Origin of the sequence: Sinorhizobium sp. 8-89 (assembly GCF_030124325.1) — a bacterium.
Classification (GTDB): domain Bacteria; phylum Pseudomonadota; class Alphaproteobacteria; order Rhizobiales; family Rhizobiaceae; genus Sinorhizobium.
In genome coordinates this window covers 591,033-611,065 of sequence record NZ_JASKLR010000001.1, presented here as the reverse complement: position 1 = coordinate 611,065, position 20,033 = coordinate 591,033, and the positions used below count along the sequence as shown (strand labels likewise).

The 20,033-nt window shown below is 62.1% G+C and carries 19 protein-coding genes; 10 read left to right on the top strand and 9 right to left on the bottom strand.

The window, feature by feature from the left end; all coding sequences use genetic code 11:
- Positions 1-13 precede the first annotated feature (13 nt).
- The 8 genes from QN219_RS02975 to QN219_RS02940 all read left to right on the top strand — a co-directional run bounded on the left by QN219_RS02975 (position 14) and on the right by QN219_RS02940 (position 5,251).
- Entirely contained in the window at positions 14-484 is a 471-nt protein-coding gene (locus QN219_RS02975) for an NUDIX hydrolase (protein ID WP_283997818.1), read from the top strand.
- Positions 481-918, top strand: a complete 438-nt coding sequence (locus QN219_RS02970) for a TIGR02301 family protein (RefSeq protein ID WP_283997816.1) — start codon at positions 481-483, stop codon at positions 916-918. The genes QN219_RS02975 and QN219_RS02970 overlap by 4 nt, the downstream gene beginning before the upstream one ends.
- A gap of 160 nt (positions 919-1,078) precedes the next feature.
- Positions 1,079-1,348, top strand: a complete 270-nt coding sequence (locus tag QN219_RS02965) for a hypothetical protein (protein WP_085939040.1) — start codon at positions 1,079-1,081, stop codon at positions 1,346-1,348.
- Between the two features lie 16 nt (positions 1,349-1,364).
- On the top strand, positions 1,365-2,117 hold the full coding sequence (locus tag QN219_RS02960; protein WP_283997814.1) for a hypothetical protein: 753 nt from the start codon (positions 1,365-1,367) through the stop codon (positions 2,115-2,117).
- Between the two features lie 169 nt (positions 2,118-2,286).
- Complete coding sequence (locus tag QN219_RS02955; RefSeq protein WP_283997813.1) at positions 2,287-3,135, top strand: folate-binding protein YgfZ; 849 nt, start codon at positions 2,287-2,289, stop codon at positions 3,133-3,135.
- Positions 3,132-3,740 (top strand): HD family hydrolase, encoded by a 609-nt coding sequence (locus QN219_RS02950; RefSeq protein ID WP_283997811.1) that lies wholly within the window; start codon positions 3,132-3,134, stop codon positions 3,738-3,740. Before QN219_RS02955 ends, QN219_RS02950 begins: the two co-directional genes overlap by 4 nt.
- A 1-nt stretch (position 3,741) precedes the next feature.
- On the top strand, positions 3,742-4,281 hold the full coding sequence (locus tag QN219_RS02945; protein ID WP_283997809.1) for a tyrosine phosphatase family protein: 540 nt from the start codon (positions 3,742-3,744) through the stop codon (positions 4,279-4,281).
- Complete coding sequence (locus tag QN219_RS02940; RefSeq protein WP_283997808.1) at positions 4,271-5,251, top strand: NrtR DNA-binding winged helix domain-containing protein; 981 nt, start codon at positions 4,271-4,273, stop codon at positions 5,249-5,251. Before QN219_RS02945 ends, QN219_RS02940 begins: the two co-directional genes overlap by 11 nt.
- Positions 5,252-5,364: 113 nt before the next feature.
- On the opposite strand, the gene QN219_RS02935 is transcribed toward QN219_RS02940, so the two are convergent.
- The 8 genes from QN219_RS02935 to QN219_RS02900 form a co-directional block, all read right to left on the bottom strand.
- Positions 5,365-5,883, bottom strand: a complete 519-nt coding sequence (locus QN219_RS02935; RefSeq protein WP_283998259.1) for a superoxide dismutase family protein — start codon at positions 5,881-5,883, stop codon at positions 5,365-5,367.
- Between the two features lie 178 nt (positions 5,884-6,061).
- Positions 6,062-6,964 (bottom strand): carboxylating nicotinate-nucleotide diphosphorylase, encoded by a 903-nt coding sequence (gene nadC / locus QN219_RS02930; RefSeq protein ID WP_283997806.1) that lies wholly within the window; start codon positions 6,962-6,964, stop codon positions 6,062-6,064.
- Positions 6,965-7,023: 59 nt separating this feature from the next.
- Positions 7,024-8,622, bottom strand: a complete 1,599-nt coding sequence (locus QN219_RS02925; RefSeq protein WP_283997804.1) for an L-aspartate oxidase — start codon at positions 8,620-8,622, stop codon at positions 7,024-7,026.
- 58 nt (positions 8,623-8,680) lie between these two features.
- The gene (nadA, locus tag QN219_RS02920) at positions 8,681-9,760 is read right to left on the bottom strand and encodes a quinolinate synthase NadA (RefSeq protein ID WP_283997801.1); all 1,080 of its coding nucleotides are present in this window, start codon (positions 9,758-9,760) and stop codon (positions 8,681-8,683) included.
- Positions 9,761-9,927: 167 nt separating this feature from the next.
- Positions 9,928-11,163 carry an MFS transporter gene (locus tag QN219_RS02915; protein WP_283997799.1) on the bottom strand — a complete coding sequence of 412 codons (1,236 nt, stop codon included), beginning with the start codon at positions 11,161-11,163 and terminating at the stop codon, positions 9,928-9,930.
- 131 nt (positions 11,164-11,294) lie between these two features.
- Positions 11,295-12,146 (bottom strand): MOSC domain-containing protein, encoded by an 852-nt coding sequence (locus QN219_RS02910; RefSeq protein ID WP_283997797.1) that lies wholly within the window; start codon positions 12,144-12,146, stop codon positions 11,295-11,297.
- A 179-nt stretch (positions 12,147-12,325) separates the two neighbouring features.
- Positions 12,326-12,982, bottom strand: a complete 657-nt coding sequence (locus tag QN219_RS02905) for an HD domain-containing protein (protein ID WP_283997795.1) — start codon at positions 12,980-12,982, stop codon at positions 12,326-12,328.
- Positions 12,979-15,816, bottom strand: coding sequence for a DUF2339 domain-containing protein (locus tag QN219_RS02900; RefSeq protein ID WP_283997794.1), 2,838 nt, complete (start codon positions 15,814-15,816; stop codon positions 12,979-12,981). The genes QN219_RS02905 and QN219_RS02900 overlap by 4 nt, the downstream gene beginning before the upstream one ends.
- A 299-nt stretch (positions 15,817-16,115) precedes the next feature.
- Here QN219_RS02900 and QN219_RS02895 point away from each other — a divergent pair, with 299 nt between their 5' ends.
- Entirely contained in the window at positions 16,116-18,128 is a 2,013-nt protein-coding gene (locus QN219_RS02895; protein WP_283997793.1) for a PhoX family phosphatase, read from the top strand.
- Positions 18,129-18,306: 178 nt separating this feature from the next.
- Here the strand turns inward: QN219_RS02895 and recO are convergent, their stop codons facing one another.
- The gene (gene recO / locus QN219_RS02890) at positions 18,307-19,056 is read right to left on the bottom strand and encodes a DNA repair protein RecO (protein ID WP_283997792.1); all 750 of its coding nucleotides are present in this window, start codon (positions 19,054-19,056) and stop codon (positions 18,307-18,309) included.
- Between the two features lie 228 nt (positions 19,057-19,284).
- Between recO and QN219_RS02885 the strand changes: the two genes are divergently transcribed.
- Positions 19,285-20,025 carry a L,D-transpeptidase gene (locus QN219_RS02885; protein ID WP_283997791.1) on the top strand — a complete coding sequence of 247 codons (741 nt, stop codon included), beginning with the start codon at positions 19,285-19,287 and terminating at the stop codon, positions 20,023-20,025.
- The last annotated feature ends 8 nt before the right edge of the window (positions 20,026-20,033 follow it).

The window sequence follows — 20,033 nt, the reverse complement described above, 5'->3', positions numbered from 1 at the left end:
TTTTGATTCTGCGATGCAAAAGCAGCCCGAACTCGCCTCCTCCGCCATCCTCGAACGGGATGGGCGTTATCTCCTCGTCCGACGCGCCAATCCGCCGTCGGCCGACATGTATGCCTTTCCCGGTGGCCGGGCAGAGCCGGGCGAGACGCCGGCAGAGACGGCACTGCGTGAGCTTGCGGAGGAGACCGGCATCAGTGGCCGTGACCCGGTGCTCTTCGAAACCTACGATCTGCCGGGAAAGGAATCGGAAGGGCGGCATTTCCTGCTCTCAGTTTTCATGGTCCGTGCGGATACCAATTCTGTCGCGATCGCCAGCGACGACGCCGCAGGCGTCGGCTGGTTCACGCCGCCGGAAATCTTCGAACTGCCGATTCCGGAGAGCGTTCGTCAGTGCGTCGAAAAACTGTCGGGCCTCTCGCCAGGGCACATCGAGGCTGATACCTGCCATAAAACCGACGTTGATTCGGATTTGATGGGACCATGACCAGCGCCCTTCCCCTTCTTCGACTTGCCCTGATTGGCGCCGTTCTCGCCTTCGCCGCGGGCGCCGCCGCTCAAGAAGAGGCACCGTCCCAACAGGACAAGGCGCCTGAAGCGGCGACGGAGGAAAAGTCGACGCCGTACGATCAGCGGCTGATTCGCCTCGCCGAAATTCTCGGATCTGTCCACTATCTGCGCAATCTCTGCCTCAAGGCGGAAGAAGACACGTGGCGACGCTCGACGCAGGAATTGCTCGATAAGGAGACGGGCGACGAACCGAAGCGGCGCGAGCGTCTGACGGCTGCGTTCAACCGTGGATATCGAACCTTCGCGTCGGTCTACACGACGTGCACCGAGCCGGCCACTCTCGCCGAGCAGCGATACCGTGCCGAAGGTGCAACACTTGCGTCAGAAATCGTCGCCCGCTTTGGAAATTAGGGATAAATTAACCTCTTTTCCCGGGACCCCGTGTCGTTTCGGGAAAAGGCTGCTAAGTTTGTTAAGAGAGTGGTAAGAAGTGACCGGCCCATCCGCCCCGTTCAGTTGCGGTTCAGCGGAGCAGCGTTAGATTGAGCCAAGTGCACGTATTGGAAGTCGCATGGAACGAATGATGGAACCAAGCCTGACCGACATCGACGACATGATCGTCCACGAGAAAATGCAGGCGGCCCTCGAACATCAGAATGAAGCCTGGGCGGACGGCATGGCGGACGGCATCGAGCCGGAGATCATCGCCGATGCGGCGATCGCGCTGGCCATGCGGGAAACCATTCGGCTTCATGGCGAAGAAGGCGCCGAAGCGATGTTGAATTCGCTTCGCGAGCGGATGCTGGCCGGAGAATTCTCGCCACAGCGAACAATCCAGTAATATCGGGACTGCCTCAATGAGACGGAACCTTGCAAACCGGGTTTCCCCGGTTCGCCTCGCTACGCTGCTGCTGGCCGGCATAACCGCGTACACACCGATCATCGCATCCCCCGCGCTTGCCCTCAGCGAGTTTCAGAGGGTTCCTGGACCTATTGCCAGCGACCAGAGCACGGCGCCGGCCGGTCAGCCCGAAGAGGTCGAGCCGGAGGAGAGAGCCCCTCTCGAAATTCCAATGCCCAATCCGCTCGTCGACAAGGCCGCGAGCAAAGATGATGAAATCGAGCCGCCGCAAGTCGTTGAGCCTGTCGAGGTGCTGACGGATGTTTCCACGATTCCAGCACCTGTTGCACGCATGCGTGAACTGATCGTCGAAGCCGCTGCCTCCGGCGACATCGAAAGGCTGCGGCCACTGCTCGGCAAGGGACCAACGCAAACACAGGTGACGGGTGTCAATAGCGACGAGGACCCGGTCACAACGCTCAAGGACCTTTCCGGCGATCAGGACGGCGTCGAAATCCTGGCCATCCTTCTCGACGTTCTGTCGACCGGCTTTGTTCTCGCCGACAAGGGCACGCCGGAAGAAGCCTACGTCTGGCCCTATTTTGCCGAAAAGCCATTGTCTTCGCTCACAGCGCCGGAAAAGGTGGACCTGTTCCGCCTCGTCACCGCCGGTGACTTCGCCGAAATGGAAGAATTCGGCAGCTATAACTTTTACCGCGTCGGCATCACGCCCGACGGTCGTTGGAAATTTTTCGTCGCTGGCGACTGAGTAGCGATGTGCGGCAACGACCTTTGTGCGTCTGGAAAGACGCACGGCGCCGTAGAGCGGACGTGAACGGATAGCAGCCTGGCACTTTTCCTGTTCCCGCTCCGGCGGCATGCTTGCCGATGAGCGGCGAACATCCTACCTCTTCGACAAAGAGAACAGGATTCGAACGATGCCGAAGGTTTCCCTCGATGACCGCGCGATCATCAGCGTTTCCGGTAGGGATGCTGAAGATCTTCTGCAAAACCTGATCACCACCGATATCGGTGCGCTTGGTTCCGACGAAGCGCGCCCGGGCGCCTTGCTGACGCCACAGGGCAAGATTCTGTTCGACTTTCTGATCTCCCGCGATGGCGAAGCACTCAGGCTGGAGACGACGAGTGATCAGGCCGAGCCGCTCCTGAAGCGGCTGACCATGTATAAATTGCGCTCCGCGGTCGAACTCTCGCTCCAGTCGCCGGCGCCGGTCACCGTCGTGTTCGAGGAAGAGCAGCCCGCCGGGAGCTATCGCGATCATCGATTCGAGAAGGCCGGAAAATCGGTTTTCCGTCTCTATCAGGACATGGGGAACCCGGAGGCAGACGTCACCGAACTCGAGCGGCTGAGGATCGCGAGCGGCGTTGCCGTTTCCGGGCCGGACTTTGCCTTGCAGGATGCCTTTCCGCACGATGTGCTGATGGATCTCAATGGGGGGCTCTCGTTCCGCAAGGGCTGCTATGTCGGTCAGGAGGTCGTTTCCCGCATGCAGCACCGCGCCACGGCACGCCGCCGCGTCGTCATTGTTGCTAGCGAAGCGCCGCTGCCTTCGACAGGTGCAAGCATTACCGTCAATGGCCGATCGATCGGCTCCCTCGGCACCGTACGGCACAAGGCCGCCCTTGCCATCGTTCGCATCGACAAGGCCGGTGAGGCGATCACCAAGGGGGATACCATTCTCGCAGGCGACGTGCCGGTGACATTGACCTTGCCCGGCTGGACCGGCCTCTCGTTCCCGACCGAGGCCGATGAGGCAAGCGCATGACGAATGCGCGTGCCTGGCAGCGTATGCTTTCCGGCCGGCGGCTCGATCTGCTCGACCCCTCGCCGCTCGACGTCGAGCTTTCCGACATCGCCCATGGGCTCGCCCGCGTGGCACGCTGGAACGGCCAGACCTCGGGCGATCACGCCTTTTCCGTCGCCCAGCACAGCCTTATCGTCGAGGATATCTTTCGTAGGACCAACCGTTGCAACGCGGATGAATGCCTGATGGCACTGCTGCACGACGCCCCCGAATACGTGATCGGCGATATGATTTCGCCGTTCAAGGCTGTTGTCGGCGGTGGTTACAAGACCGTGGAAAAGCGGCTCGAAAGCGCCGTGCACCTGCGCTTCGGCCTGCCGCCTCATACGCCCAAGGAACTCAAGGAGCGGATCAAGAAGGCCGATCGCGTCGCCGCCTATTTCGAAGCGACCGAGCTTGCCGGTTTTTCGGCGGAGGAGGCCCGGAGGTTCTTCGGTCAACCGCGCGGTATTACGCGGGAAACCCTGCTGATCGATCCGCTGCCGGCGGTCGAGGCACAACGGCGCTTCGCCGAACGGTTCAACACGCTCGAAGGGGAGCGGACCATGGCAAGGGCGGAAGCCTGAAATGACCGGCATTGTCGTCTCGCCGCTCGCGCGCATCGCGGAAATGGCCGTTCGCCACGGTTGCCGCGAAATGCTGAGCCTGCTTGCCAAGGGGCAGGATTTTCACCGCCCTGCCGTGATCGATCGGGAGAAACATCTGAAGATCGGCGTCAACGACATCAGCTTCGCCGGAACGGGCGACCTGATTGCTCCGCAGGAGGAACACGTCCGGCGGATCATCGATTTCGCCCGCGACTGGGACCGTACCCGCCCGCTCCTCATCCATTGCTGGATGGGCGTCTCCCGCTCGCCGGCAGCCGCGCTGATCGCAGCCCTTGCGGTCGAGCCGGACCAGGACGATGATGCCCTGGCGGCGCGACTGCGGCGCGTGTCGCCCTTCGCGACACCTAACCTGAGGCTCGTCGAGATCGGCGACGAGGCGCTGTCGCGACAGGGAAGGCTCGTTGCCGCCGTGCGATCCATCGGCCGCGGGGCCGACGCCAACGGCAATGCACCCTTCATGCTCCCCACCCGACCCGAGAGCACGCAGCATGCCGAATGACGTGCCGGCAATTGCGGTCGAGATCGGGCTAAATGCGGCGATCGTCGCCGTCGTCAACCGCAGCCCGCATATTCTCGCCGTCAGCGAGGCGGATGGCGACATGCGTGACAGCTTGCCCTTCGGTCCTTTCGATCCGGCGCGTCACCGCACCTTCGAGACGGGCCTGCGCGATCGCGTCGAAAAACGCACCGCTCTCAAGCTTGGATATATCGAACAGCTCTACACCTTCGGCGATCGTGGCCGCCAGCGGCTGCCCGGCGAGGAAGGCAAGCACATGGTCTCCGTCGGCTACCTGGCGCTGACCCGCACCGACGCCGAGAACAATGAGCGATTGGCAGAGGCCGGCGCTCACTGGCGGGACTGGTATGGCTATCTGCCGTGGGAGGATTGGCGGCACGGACGCCCCGCCCTGCTGGACCAGGTAATCCTGCCGGCGCTCGCTCGCTGGGAAAACAGCCCGCCGGAAGATGAACGATCAGCCTCCGCCTTCCAACGCCGCTCCCGTGTTCGCCTGGCCTTCGGCCTTGACGATTTCCCCTGGGACGAAGAGCGGGTACTGGAGCGCTACGAACTGCTTTACGAGGCCGGCCTTGTGCGCGAGGCCGTGATCGACGGGCATAGCCGCAACCTCGGCAATCCCACCGTCGGCTTGACGATGCGACACGACCACCGCCGCATCGCCGCGACGGCTGTCGCCAGATTGCGGGGGAAGATCAAATACCGGCCCGTGGTCTTCGAACTGATGCCGCCGGAATTCACGCTTACCGATTTGCAGGCGACCGTGGAGGCGATCTCTGGCCGTCACCTGCACAAGCAGAACTTTCGACGTCTGGTCGAGGGGGCCGAGCTCGTCGAGCCGACAGGCGGTACGCTTGCCTCTACCGGCGGCCGACCGGCCGCGCTTTTCCGCTTCCGCCGCCAGATACTCGACGAGCGGCCAGCTCCGGGGCTGAAGGTCGGCGGGCGTTAGATCATTTCACTGTTCCAGTGAAACATTGAAATGACCTAATGCTGTGAAACCACGCAATTCCGGACGGAAAACCCGTTACACGCTTTTCCTGAAATTGCTCTAGATCGCTTTACCTATTCGATGACAGCACAGGCGAGGCGGTCACCCGCGTCGCCCGCCGGTTGGCTGCGGTTGTCATCGGAACCTGCATGGATCATCAAGGCCCGTCCGCGAATGGCGGTGCTCTTGTCGTCGAGAGAAACGAAGCTGTTGAACACCTGGGCGTGCAGCGTCCCGTCCGCGCCGACATATTGGTTCGGCATGTCGCCGGCATGCGGACCTTTGGCCGCCAGGAACCCATGTTCGGCACTCTCGTCCTCGCCAGCAAAATGCTTGCCGGCAGACTCATAGCCGCCTGCAGCGTCGCAGCTCCCGACTTCGTGAACATGGAAGGCGACCCAAGTGCCCTTTGGCAGGCTGGTGACCTCCATCTCGATCAGCACGCCTTTCCCAGCCGCCGTCAACATCGCGCGGCCCGCCTCCTTGCCATCCTTGCCGATGAAATTAGCGACGGCAGTCTGCGATGACTCTTGCGCAGATACAGCGGTTGCCGCGCCCATTGCCAGCGCAACTACAGCTAAGATTCTGATCATCACCAAATCCTTCCTCGCTCGCGGGATAGAAAGACCAACGCGCGGGTGGTGATGTCGTTCCATAGGAGCGCGGAAGAGTTGTGGTCGGTGATTTCGAGGCTTGCTCCGCGGCGCGCTCTTTGACATTGCGCAATTCCGGACGGAAACACCGTTACACTTTTCCTGGAGCCGCTCACATCTAGATAGTCACGTCGAGTCCGATGTCGAGCGTCGGCGCCGCCATTGTGATCTTCGATGTGGAGATGTAATCGACGCCGGTCTCGGCGATTGCCCGGATCGTACCGATCTTCACGTTTCCGGACGCCTCGAGCCGCGTGCGGCGCGGGTCGGCGGCATAGTCGGCCGGGTTCAGCCGCCAATGTCCTGCATTGACGGCGACGGCCTCGCGCAGCAAATCCGGTCCCATATTGTCGAGCAGGATCACGTCCGGCGCAGCGGTCAGCGCCTCGCGCATCTGCGCAAGCCCGTCGACTTCCACCTCCACCTTGACGAGATGGCCGCAATAGGCGCGCGCAGCGCGAATGGCATCGGCAACACCGCCGGAAACGGCAATATGGTTGTCTTTGATCAGCACGGCATCGTCGAGGCCGTAACGATGGTTGGAGCCTCCGCCGAGACGGACGGCGTATTTCTCCAGGGCACGCAGGCCGGGAATGGTCTTGCGGGTGCAGCAAACCTTGGCGGCCGTATGCGCGATCTCATCGGCGAATTTTGCCGTGTAGGTGGCGATCCCGGAGAGATGCATGAGGAAATTGAGGGCGACACGTTCGGCAGATAGCAGCCCCCTTGCGCGACCCGATATCCGGGCAATGGCGATACCGGGCGCGACACGATCGCCGTCTGCAGCCAACGCGTCGAAGCGGAGTGACGGGTCGATCAGCCGAAATGCCGTCCGTGCCAAATCCAGCCCGGCGATGACGCCCGCATCACGGACGCGCATTTCGGCCAGCGCCGCCATGTCCGGACCTATGGTCGAGAGCGTCGTGATATCACCGGCGCGGCCGAGATCCTCCAGGAGGGCAGCCCTCACCTGTTCTTCGACCATGAGGGGAGGCAGTTCCGGGCGTAGCGCGGCAGTCATGGGCTTGGTTCCTGCATCTGTCTGGATGTCGATAACGCTTGGAGATATCCGGCCGGCTGTCACGCCGGCTCGGTTTCCGCCACCTCCGCGGCCAGGCGTTCGGCCTGCGCCAGCGTGAGATACGTGCGGCGCTGCCATTCGGGGCGCTCGGCCGGGCAGTCCGCGCGGAAATGGCCGCCGCGGCTCTCGGTGCGCTGAAGCGCGGCGACAGCGATGAGTTTTGCAGCGGTGATGATGTTGGCGAAGCGCAGGCGGCTATTGGAACGCTCCAGCGCGGCAATCTCGCGGATCGCCCGTGTCAGGCTCTCGCGCGTACGGACAACGCCGACGCAGTCGCTCATCAGGCTACGCAGGATCTTGAACGGCGGGCTGTCCTCCACCGTCACCGGATCGTCGTTCTCGCCGGCATTATCGCCCCATTCGGTGAGCTTCGGCGCCGGCAAGGTGCCCTTGATGCTTTCCGCGATGCGCGCAGCGAAGACCACGGCTTCGAGCAGCGAGTTGGAAGCGAGACGATTGGCGCCGTGAACACCGGTCGATGTCACCTCGCCTGCCGCCCAGAGACCATCGATCGAGGTGCGGCCCTGCCCGTCCGTCAGCACGCCGCCCATGTGATAGTGAACCGCAGGAACAACCGGGATCGGTTGCGTCACCGGATCGATGCCGGCCGCGAGGCAGGAGGCATAAACGGTCGGGAACATTTCGGAGAAATGTTTGCCTACCGCCTTGGTGCAATCGAGGAAGGCGCCGCGTCCGCCCTGCACTTCGGCGAAAACGCCGCGTGAGACGATATCCCGCGGCGCGAGCTCACCGTCGGGGTGAATGTCGAGCATGAAACGATGACCCGCGGAATTGACAAGCACGGCGCCATCGCCACGCAGCGCCTCGGTGGCCAAGGGCGCCGGATCCTTGCCGATATCGATCGCGGTCGGATGGAACTGGACGAATTCGGGATCTGCGATGATGGCGCCCGCCCGCGCCGCCATGCCGACACCCTGGCCACAAGCCTCCCACGGATTGGTGGTGACGGCGTACAGATGCCCAATACCGCCGGAGCAGAGGACGACGGCGCGCGCAGGGAAGGAAACGCGGGTCTTCGACTGGCCGGCGTCCGGCCTCGCGATGACGCCGGAGATGAAGCGCCCTTCGCGCACCAGTTCCTCGACCACATAGCCTTCGATGATGCGGATCGACGGGGTCCTGCGCACGGCTGCAATCAACGCTTCCATGATCGCCTTGCCGGCCATGTCGCCTCTGACGCGAACGATACGCCGTTCGGAATGCGCCGCCTCGCGTGAAAGCAGAAGCTTGCCCTCGAGGTCCCGGTCGAAGGGTACCCCATATTCGAGCAGATCGTGAATCCGCGCCGGTCCCTCGGCGACCATCATCCGCGTCATTTTCTCATCGACGATGCCCGCACCGGCGGTGACCGTATCGGCGACGTGCTTTTCGAAAGTGTCGCCGGGGCTCATGGCGGCAGCAATCCCGCCTTGCGCCCAGGCGGACGAGGCGCCGTGCCCGATAGGCGCAGCGGCAAGGATGGTCACAGGACGCGGCGCCAGCTTCAGGGCGCAGAAAAGCCCCGCGAGCCCGCCGCCAACGATGACGATATCATCGATGCCGTTGAAAGATTGCGGGCGAAAATGGTCTTTCAGCATGGCTCGGTAGCTCCTCCAACGCATGGCATGAGTGCGGGGCTGTGGGCCCGGGCATCGACTACTGCTTGAGGTTCACCATGCGCTCGACCGCAAGCCGCGCGCGACCGGCGATCGCCGGATCGACCAGAACCTCTTCCATCATGTTGAGCAGGCTGTCGAGAATCTTCGGCAGCGTGATGCGCTTCATGTGCGGACAGAGATTGCACGGCTTGACGAAATCGACACCCTCGACTTCCGCTTGGATATTGGAGGCCATGGAGCATTCGGTGACGAGAAGCACCTTGGGCGGCCGCTTATCCTTGACATAGTTGATCATGCCCGAGGTGGAGCCGGCAAAATCGCAGACGGCAATGACATCCGGGTGGCATTCCGGATGACCGATGATCTCAATGCCCGGATTGGCTTCCTTGTAGGCGAGGAGTTCTGCCGCGGTGAAACGTTCATGGACCTCGCAGTGGCCCTTCCAGGTGAGAATCTTCTTGTTGGTCTGGCGCGCGACGTTCATCGCGAGATATTCGTCGGGAATGCAGAGGACTGTATCGGACGCGAGGCTTTCGACGATCGCCAGCACGTTGGACGAGGTGCAGCAAATGTCGGTCTCCGCCTTCACTTCGGCCGAGGTGTTGACGTATGTAACGACCGGAACACCGGGATAACGCTGCTTGAGCAAACGTACATCCGCGCCCGTGATCGATTCCGACAGTGAGCAGCCCGCCTTGGCATCGGGGATCAGCACGGTCTTTTCGGGATTGAGCAACTTCGAGGTCTCAGCCATGAAATGCACGCCGCATTGGACGATGATTTCGGCGTCGACCTTGGTGGCGTCGCGCGCGAGCTGCAGCGAGTCCCCGACGATGTCGGCGACGCAATGGAAAATATCAGGCGTTTGGTAGTTATGCGCCAGGATGACGGCGTTGCGCTCCTTCTTCAGACGATTGATCGCGTGAACATAAGGCGCGTAAGCGGGCCACTCGATGGCCGGGATGAAATCCTTGACCTTCTCGTAGAGATGCGCGGTTTCGCGCGCCATCGCCGGCGTGTAGGTGAGGTCGGGTTTTTCGATGACACCGAAGCGCGCAGCCGCGGTGACGAATGCCGGGGCTGGCGCTGCGTCCGCGCGAAGGTCAAGATTGGTCATCGTCTCTCCTCTCCCGCCGCTTCCGGCAGTTTCTAATTATGCTCATCTTGAGCATAATTAGATCAAAACAAAAGCGGCGAAGCCGCGGCGACTGATTTAGAAAGTTTTGTGACAGATTTCAAGGAGGATGCGCCCCTTTTCGGGCGCATCAATATTGTCGTCTTCGGTCAGGCCATCGCCGGTCTAGCGACGCCACGCTCCTCGATTGGCCAATGGACGATGGCAGCAAACACGCCGAGTGCGACGCCCAGCCACCATACTGGATCATAGGAACCGAAGCGGTCGTAGAGATAGCCGCCCATCCAGACGCCGAGGAAGGAACCGATCTGGTGGGAAAGGAAGACAATGCCGCCAAGTAGGCCGAGATGTCTCGTTCCGAACATGATCGCCACCAGCCCGTTGGTCGGCGGCACGGTCGACAGCCAGAGCAAGCCCATAACGATTGCGAAAATTATGACCGAGGTCGGCGACTGCGGCAGCAGCAGGAAAGCTGTAACGGCGATCGAGCGGGCAAGATAGATCAGCGCCAGGAAATAGGGCTTCGAATAGCGCTGACCGATGATGCCGGCTGAGAACGAACCTATGATGTTGAAGAAGCCGATCAGAGCGAGGGCAATCACCGCATAACGCGCATCGATGCCGATGTCGCCGATATAGGCGGGGAAATGCGCGGTGATGAAGGCGACCTGATAGCCGCAGACGAAGAAGCCCGAAACCAGCAGCAGATAGCTTCTATGCCCGAATGCTTCCCTCAGGGCCTCGCCGACTGTCTGCTTGTACTGCATTTCCGACTGGCGACCGGAAGAAGCGTTGCCGCGCAAGGGGATTGCGACGAGTGGGACCAGCAGCATCAGCACGCCGAGATAGACAAGGCTGTCGGACCAGCCATAGGCGGAAATCAGCCCTTGGCTCAGCGGCGCGAACAGGAACATGCCGGCCGAACCGGCAGCCGTGCCGATGCCGAAGGCGAGCGAGCGCTGCTCGGGCGCGACATTGCGCGCGAAGGCCGAAAGCACGATGCCGAAGGAACCGGACGCAACCCCGAGGCCAACGAGCACGCCGCCGCCGATATGCAGCCAGATCGGTGCATTGGCAAAGGCCATGATGAACAGACCCGCCGCGTAAACAAGGCCGGACAACGCCAGCACGCGCCAGGTACCGAACTTGTCGGCTATTGCCCCGAAGAACGGCTGGCCAAGCCCCCAGCAGAGATTCTGGAGCGCCATAGCGAGGCCGAAGGTCGTTCGGTCCCACCCCGTATCGGCGAGCATCGGCAACTGGAAGAAGCCCATGGCGGAGCGCGGACCGAAGGTGAGCATCGCAATTATGGAACCGGCGGTGATGATCAGCCACGGCAGGTTGTTATCGGCTGGACGTGCGGCGGCTGAGGAAATCGCGGACATAGGATAGCTCCGATTTGTGAGGGCGCATCCTATGGCGGGGCTCATATTGAGGAAAGCCAATTAATTTGACGATGTGATCACAGGAATTGATAGCGCCTGCCGGCAACCGCCATTCCGAAGCGTAAGGCGCTTCAATTCGCGTTGCGCACCTTCATAGGCCAGCGCTCACCGCGCCGGCGAACGACCTTGGCGTCGTCCCCGAGCTTGACGGTCCCCTCGCCTCGCGGCACGGCATTCCAGCCGAAAAGAACGCCCGCGACGCGCCGGTTCGCGGACATGCGCTTTTCCGACAGACCCTGGATCGGATTGCCGCCGGTCCGCTCACCGGTGGTCTGATCCTGCGTGGTCATGATGCATCGGGCGCAGGGCTTGACGAGATCGAAGGTGATGCCGGCGATCTCCAGGCTTTCCCACCAATCTTCTTCCCAGGGTTCATCGCAATCGATCAGGATATTGGTGCGGAAGCGCTCCATGCCGACTGGCTGCTGCCCCTTCGCGATCAGCGTGCGGTTGAGGTCCGCAAGCGATCCGGTCGTGGTAATGAGGATCGGAAAGCCGTCGGCAAAGCCAACTGGCGCTGCCGCGCCCGCCCATTCGGCGCCGACGAAGCGTTCTGCTTGTTCGTCCATGTGGACCAGTTTCACAGCACGCCCGAACCAGCGGGAAAGCACGTCATTGGCGGCATCGTCGGCGACCGCCGCGTCGACGTCGCTCGACCAGACGCGGACATCGAGCCGGCGGCCTGGATCGAAGCGCGCGGACAATTCGTTGCCGTTCATCTTCAAGCGCACGCCGCCGTTGATGTGCGCCGCCTCGACCTGTGCCAACGCCTGCAACTCGCGCTGGGTAACGAAGTGGCCATCCGGTTCGACCACCATGAAGCGCCGATCGCCGACGAGCCCATCAATTTTGACCGCCACGGCGACTTGCGGAATGGCGCGACCGCTCTTCAGCGGATGGATATTGAGGCCGGTCACTTTCATGTCGATCTTTCCGAATTCAGAAGTTGATTCAGGCGGCTCGCAATCCGATTCGGCGAGCGGCACCAATCGATTGAAAGATCACATCATTTTTGATTGAGACAATCGGGAATGGCTGCGATCGATTTTCATGAGGAGCGGAATGCGGGGCGGAGACCCGCTTCGCACCTTTCTCTTCTGCTCTAGATTTCATCGAGCAGCATGGCAAGTATGCTGCGCAAACGGGCTTGCCGCTCCTTCGCATGCCGACGCCCCGCCGCGGTCTGGAATCCATCCGCAAGGCGAAAGAGCTTCGTCTCGAAATGATCGATCGCGAAGGCCTTGTCGTCGAGCGGTCGATCCTCTGCCAGAGGATCGACCGGATCGTAGAGCCCACTGCCCATGCGTCCGGCGATATAGAAGCAGCGCGCCGCGCCGACCATGCCGATCGCGTCCAATCTGTCGGCGTCCTGCAGGATTTTCGCCTCCAGCGTTTCAGGCGGCAGGTTGGCGGAGAAGCTGTGCGTCAGGATGGCATGCGCGACAGGCGAAATGTCCGCCGTGCGCCAGGCGAGAGCGTCGAGGATTTGCCAGGCCTTCTCGGCCGCAAGCCGGGAAGCCTCGGCACGCTGCGGCGAGTTCTTCTCGACCGAAACGCAATCATGAAGCAGCACGGCGGCCACGAGAATGTGGGTGTCGCCGCCCTCCTCGGCCTGTATGCGCGCTGCATTTTTCCAGACGCGAATGAGGTGCGACGCATCGTGGGAGCCGTCGTCCTCGGCAAAGGCATGCGGCAAGAGCTTTCTTGCGAGTTCGTCATAAGGCGCGAAAGCGGCTGCCAGTTCCGGAAGGCGTGTCATGCGCGGCTAGTCCCCTCGTCTGGTCCAATTGTGGCTGCCCTAGCGTCGGCCCGGCCGCCATTCCCCGTGTTGGACAATATCTTTTGGTAGAAAAGGCCGATACCGATCAGTACGCCACCGAGACCGATGAAGGACAGGGCGCGCAGGAACCCTTCCAGGTTCGACATGTCGATGAGAAAGACTTTGAGCACGGCAATGAAGACGAGCACGGCCGAGGCAATACGGATGCTCTTCGCATCGAAGCGCGAGCCGGCGACAAGGAGCGACACACCAAGCACCAGCCAGACGACCGAATAGGTATATGTTTCCCCCTGGAGGAAGCCCTTCCAGTCTGCGACGTTCTCTCCCTGCCAGAAGCGGCGAACGCTGAGGCTTGCCCAGGCGAAGGCGAGGATTGCACCACTTACCGCAAGTGCGGCCACATAAGGCCAAGGGCGCTTGTCGCGCGCATACCAGGCGAGGCCGGCGTAAGCGACGCCGGGCAGCAGATAACCGATAAAGAGCAGGTCGAATACAGGGATCCTGCCGAGCAGTTCGCCGCTGAAATAGGGATTGAGACCGGCAAGGTGCGCCGAAAGCACCGAAAGCATCGAAAGCGCGCCGAGCGCCATCCCGCCGTAGCGGAATACCGGACTTGGCGATTTCGTGTCCAGGGTCATGAATATGCCGGACGCGCCGATTGCAAGAAGCGTGTAGATCGATTGCTCCGCAAGCGTCGGAACGGAACTGTCCAGAACGCCGCCATTCATCGCGTGGCGAACAAGGATCGCGAGCGTCAGCAGCACGAAAAGGCTTGCGAGCGCCTGCAGCAGGTTGCGCACGCGCGTCGCCGATGAGGCGCGAAGCAGATAGGCGGATGCCACCAGCAGCAATGCCGGAATGCCGTAGCCTGGCAAAAGCGCATTAAAGACTGGTGTCGTCGAGAGATTTCCGGCACCGACGATCGTCGGCTCCCAGGCGATCCGTGCCAGAACCGCGATGGCTGATCCGACGGTTATCCAGGGAAGAACGGGCCAGGAGCGCGCCCGCGTTGCGAAGGTATATCCCGCGCCCAGCAGCGCAACGGCAAGGGTCGTGGTGAGACCATCCGTCCAGGCATGCAGGCCGATGACGAAGAGACCGAAGGAGCCCGCCACCAGCAGTCCGCTAGCGATATCCATGTCCCTTGTATTCATGTCTCTTGTCTCTGCGCTCCGGTGGTAAAGCCACTCGACGAAAGCGAGAAGAAACAAGCCGCCGATAAAGGCGGCGAGCCCGTGCGGCAGATCGAAGGCGAATTTTCCCGTCATGAGGAAGGACATGGCCAGGACGGCATTCGGCACGACGCCGGCGATACCTGCCCACAGAATGGCAAACTGCGAGTGCGTCCCAAGCCGCCGGTCGAGCACGAAGGAAGGGAGCAGAACGAAGAGCGCGGCCAGCGTCATCGCGGCCAGCATCGCCGTGCTGCCGGGAACGACGACTTCCGGTGAAAGTTGCGGGAGCGCAGGGTCGAGATAGGCAAGAACATCGCTGAGCGCGGTCAGGCTCCACGTGCCGGCGATTGCGCCGAAGGCGGCAAACAGCGCCGGGTAGACCGCCGATGCCCTCAATGCGCCGACCAGGGCGAGCGCTGCGATCACCACGACAAATTCCTGGACCGGGAAACGCTCTGCGGTGACTGCCGGGCTGATGAAAAGGAGCGCGAGAACGGTTGCTGCGATCGCGGCCGAGACGGTGACTGCCGCATAGGGGGGTGCGAACAGTCTTTCCCACGGGCCGGCCGCGGCGGCGTCAGCGCGACCCGCCCCCGGCGCACTTTCTGCGCGTTCGCCGTCGCCTGGCCAGATCAATCCGACGCCCGCAATCATCACCAGCAGCGCAAAGGTGACCGGCAACGCCTCGAAGGGTGTCACGCCCACGACATAGGCGAGCCCCCAGAGAGCAAGCCCGGCATTGGCGAGCGTCGGAACGACAGTCCACTGGCGGAGGCGCGAGGCGAAGAGCGTCGCGAGCCAGGCAATCGACAGGAAGCCGAAAAGCACCCATGGTCGGGGCGCTTCGCTTGATACGAACAAGGGCGTGAGCAGCGACGCGAGGAGCCCAAGCCCGGCGAAGGCCTGGCCATGCAACAACGACAGTGCCACCGTCGCCAGCGAAATCAATGCCAGCAGTACGAACGCCGCCGCAGTGCCTATGAAGCCGTAGATGCCGTGGGCAGCATATACGACACCAAAAAGCGTGGCGGCACCCGCCGCCGTCAGCACGCCCGGGATCATGGCATGACGGAACCTGTCGGCAATCGTCGGCATCGCACGCCGGCGGATCACTTCGCCAGCGATCCCAAGCGCAAGACCGAAAGCCGCCGCCAGTGTCAGTCTGACGGTCGGGCTCAGCAGTCCCGCATCGATAGAATATTGCACCAGGAAGTAACCGCCGAGCGCCAGCGCCAGACCGCCGACCCAAACGGGCCATTGGCCGCCAATTCGGCTTTCGAGGCTTTCTGCCGAGGGTGTAGGAGCCTCCGCGATGGCTGCAGCAGCAATCTGACCGTCGCCGCCCCCGTCCTCGGCCTGCTCCTGTGCTCCCGCATCCCCGCTGGCGATCCGTGCGCCTTCTCGCGCCCGCGACCAGGGGCCTTCCTTGCCTTCGTCTTCAACTTCGATCGTATCGGGAGCCTGTGCCTCAATGGTCCGGGAGGGAGCAGGTTCGGCCACGGTCTGTCGTTCGCCCAAGCGAGCGATCTCGGCCCTCAGAGAAGCGATCTCGGCTTCCAGCCGCTCCGCAGTCTTGCGGCCACCGAGAAAAGCGGCAAGTGCCATGGCAAAGGCAACAAAGGCAATGACTTCCAGCATCTTTCCCCCTACAGCGCCGCGCGTCCAATCGGACGCGCAAAGATCGCTGTAGCACTTTGAATTGCTGCATGATTCTGTCATTAAATCGATTCCGATTTAAGGAATCATGCAGTGGCGGCAATCTTCGCAGGCTGCTGCGACCATACAGGTTTTCATTCAAGCGCCAAATGCATTGACAATCGGGCGCAGCAATCTCTTCACCGAACTGTCGCGGAACTGTCATGAGCTTGCTGCTACAGCGACGGATGGACGTCGCATGATGCGCGGCGGCTCTATCGTTCAACGTGGAGAACCAGGCAATGGACAAGCATCTCGCCTCAACGGAAGAAACCGAATTCAAGACGCTGACGGAACGCAGGGAGGAATTGGAGGACATCGGTCAGAACTGTTCCGCCAACCCGACCATGGGCGACATCATCAATCGCCGTTTCTCGCGCCGCTCATTCATCGGCGGCTCCTTGGCCGTTGCCGCTATTTCCACGACGGTCAGCCCGCTCGCGCTTTTGACGGCCGATGAAGCGCGCGCCGACGACGCCTCGCGTTTCGACTTCACCGAAGTCGAAGCCGGTATCGACGAGAACCATCACGTTGCCGACGGCTATGATGCCGATATCCTCTTGCGCTGGGGCGACAAGGTTTTTGCCGACAGCCCGGACTTCGACCCGAAGAACCAGACGGCCGCGGGCCAGGAGAAGCTCTTCGGCTATAACAATGACTATGTCGGCTTCATCCCGCTCGAGGACAATCCGGACCACGGTCTGCTGGTCGTCAACCATGAATACACCAATGCGGAACTGATGTTCCCGGTCTTCGCTTCGATCGTGAAGGAGAAGGTGACCAAGGACGGCAAGGAAGTCGAAGAGGAAAAGGTTACCCTTGGCGAATACACCAAGGACCTCGTCGACATCGAAATGGCCGCACACGGCGGCACGATCATCGAAATCCGCAGGGTGGAGGGCAAGTGGCAGCCTGTGCTCGACGGCAAATACAACCGCCGCATCACGCTCAACACCGAGATGCAGCTTTCGGGACCGGTCGCTGGTCATGACCGCGTGAGAACGCCGTCCGACCCGACGGGCAAGAAGGTTTTTGGCACGGTCAACAATTGCGCCGGCGGCGTCACCGCCTGGGGCACTTACATGATGGCCGAGGAGAACTTCAACGGCTACTTCGGCGGCGAAATCGCCGAGGACCATGCGGAATTCAAGCAGCTGAAGCGTCTTGGGGCGCCTGGCGGACAATATGAATGGTCCAAGTTCTACGATCGCTTCGACGTGTCGAAGGAACCGACCGAGGCCAATCGGTTCGGCTGGATCGTAGAAGTCGATGCCCTCGACCCGACGTCCATCCCGAAGAAGCGCACGGCGCTTGGCCGGTTCAAACACGAAGGCTGCGAATCCATCGTCAACAAGGACGGGCGCGTCGTGCTCTATACCGGCGACGACGAGCGCTATGATTATGTCTACAAATTCGTGACCAAGGGCACCTACAACCCGAACGATCGGGCCGCCAACATGGACCTCTTCGACGAAGGCACGCTCTATGTGGCAAAGTTCGATGAAGACGGCACAGTCACCTGGATGCCGCTCGTTCATGGCGAGGGACCGTTGACCGCCGAGAACGGTTTTGCCTCGCAGGCCGACGTGCTGATCGACACCCGGCTTGCTTCCGACGCGCTCGGCGCCACCAAGATGGACCGTCCAGAGGACGTCCAGCCCAATCCGAAGACCGGCAAGGTCTACGTGATGCTGACCAACAACACCAAGCGCACGGCGGAAGAAATCAATGCTGCCAATCCGCGTGCCAAGAATGCCTTCGGTCACATCATCGAAATCACCGAAACGGATGGCGATTTCGCCTCGCTCAGCAGCCGCTGGGACGTGCTTCTGAAATGTGGCGATCCAAGCGTTGCCGAAGTCGGCGCGTCGTTCTCGACGGCCACGACCAAGAACGGCTGGTTCGGCATGCCGGATAACTGCGCGATCGACGCGGACGGCAGGCTTTGGGTTTCGACGGACGGCAACAACGAAAAGGAAACCGGCCGCACCGATGGCGTCTGGGCGATCGACACCGAAGGCGGCGCGCGCGGTACCTCGAAGTTGTTCTTCCGCGTTCCCGTCGGGGCCGAAATGTGCGGACCTTGCTTCAATCCGACGTCCGACACTTTCTTCCTCGCCGTGCAGCACCCGGGCGACGCAGGCCTTGCCACCTACGAGAAGCCGGCAACGCGCTGGCCCGACTTCAAGGACGACATGCCAGTGCGCCCGGCTGTGGTGGCCGTCACCAAGCGCGGCGGCGGCCGAATCGGCTGACCTACAGCGCCGCGCGTCTTATCAGACGCGCAAAGGACGCTGTAGCACTTTGAATTGCCGCATGTTTTTATCCTTAAATCGGCTGCGATTTAAGGAAACATGCAGTAGCATTACAACGGACGCCGCGTCGCCGACGCGGCGTCCGGCTTCATCGTCGGAGGTTGCCAGTAGGCCTCTATCAGGCCGCAGACGGTGGAGAAGATTTCAACGCCTTCAGCGCGGCGTGAACAAAAGCGTCACGCACGGAGGAGGCGTCGAGACCGCGCGGCTCATAGACGTGGCGGTTGAGGAAATAGGCGGTCAGGCGAAACGCGGCGGCGAGGCTGTCGTGATCGGCCGCCTGGTGCCCACCGGGAGACAGGAAATCCGGAAGGGCGAGCATGCGGTTGGCATAGCGCGCGCCGGCCTCCCGACTGACGGCGCGGCCGGATTTGGGCGAGACATAGACGAGGCCCTGGCGCGCGCCGGTCGCGGCACATTCCGACAGATCCAGACCGAAGCCGAGGTCGTTCAAGACGGCGAGTTCGAAGCGCACGAACAGTTCCCCGGCATCCGCAGGGTCCTGAAGATGGTCGACGATGACGGCAAGCGCCTCGTAGAGATGCGGGTGCGGATCACGCTCCGGCAGCAGCCGCAGCAGCGCGCCCAGGGCCTGGATGCCATAGACGGATGTTGCCGCCTCCATCAGCCTTGCGGCACGCAGTTGAAGCGGCTCCACCCGAAATTCGCCGAGATGTTCGTCAAGCCGCGCCCGCCAGGTCACTTCGACAGAGTTTCCGGGCTGCAGCACGGGCTGCATCGTACGCGATCGGCCGGAGCGCACGAGGCCAAGATGCCGCCCATGCGCGGCGGTCATGACTTCCGCGATGACAGAGCTTTCGCCATGCCGCCGGATGCCGAGTATGATAGCTTGATCGCTCCACTGCATGGAACAGGCATACACCCGGGTTTGAAAGCGGATCAAGCACAGATGTGTCGGCTTCGGATGGGGCGGCGAGAACGGTTCTCGACGAAACTGTCGCCTTTTCGCTACACCGCCTGCCGGCCACATTTCTGCCTTAGCGCCGCCTCCCCGCGGACACTTTTGGGCCTCAAGCCGGGCCACTCGCTGGAACGCTTCCGAGTCCAGGAATTATTGCAGTCAGCAGGATCAACTATGTGTGTGTCCCGGAACAGTGCCGGCCGCCTGGCGCGGCTCTTCGCCCTTCTCCTCGTTTCGTCAGTTCTCGCCAGCTGCGCGACCAGCGGCCAAAGCGCCAAGCCGAAAGGACCGGATCCATACTACCTCGCCATGTATGGGGCGAAGCCGGAGGAAAAGTTCCCGCTACCCGCAATCGACATCAGCAAGGTCGAGCCCCGCTATCTGCGCCAGCAGGTCGCCTATCCCACTTCTGAACCGCCGGGCACGATCGTCGTCGACACCCAGAATCGCTTCCTTTATCTCGTGCAGGACGGCGGTATGGCGTTGCGCTATGGGATCGGCGTCGGCAAGGCGGGGCTGGAATTCCAGGGTGAGGCCCGTGTCGGACGCAAGGCCGAGTGGCCGCGTTGGACGCCGACGTCCGACATGGTCGCACGCGAGCCGGAACGCTACGGGCCGCTTGCCGGCGGCATGGAGCCGGGGCTTCGCAATCCCCTTGGCCCGCGCGCGCTCTATCTCTTCCAGGGCAACCGCGACACGCTGTTTCGCATTCACGGTACCACCGAGGCCTGGTCCATTGGAAAGGCCGTTTCGAGCGGCTGCATCCGGCTTTTCAATCCTGATATCATCGACCTTTATAGCCGCGTGCCGACGGATACGCGCGTCGTCGTGCTTCAATCCGAACCACCGATGGGTGGACCGCTCGGTGAGCCAATGGCGGCCGCCGCCGATGAGGGTCAGCCGCTTTCCATGTGACGACTGGC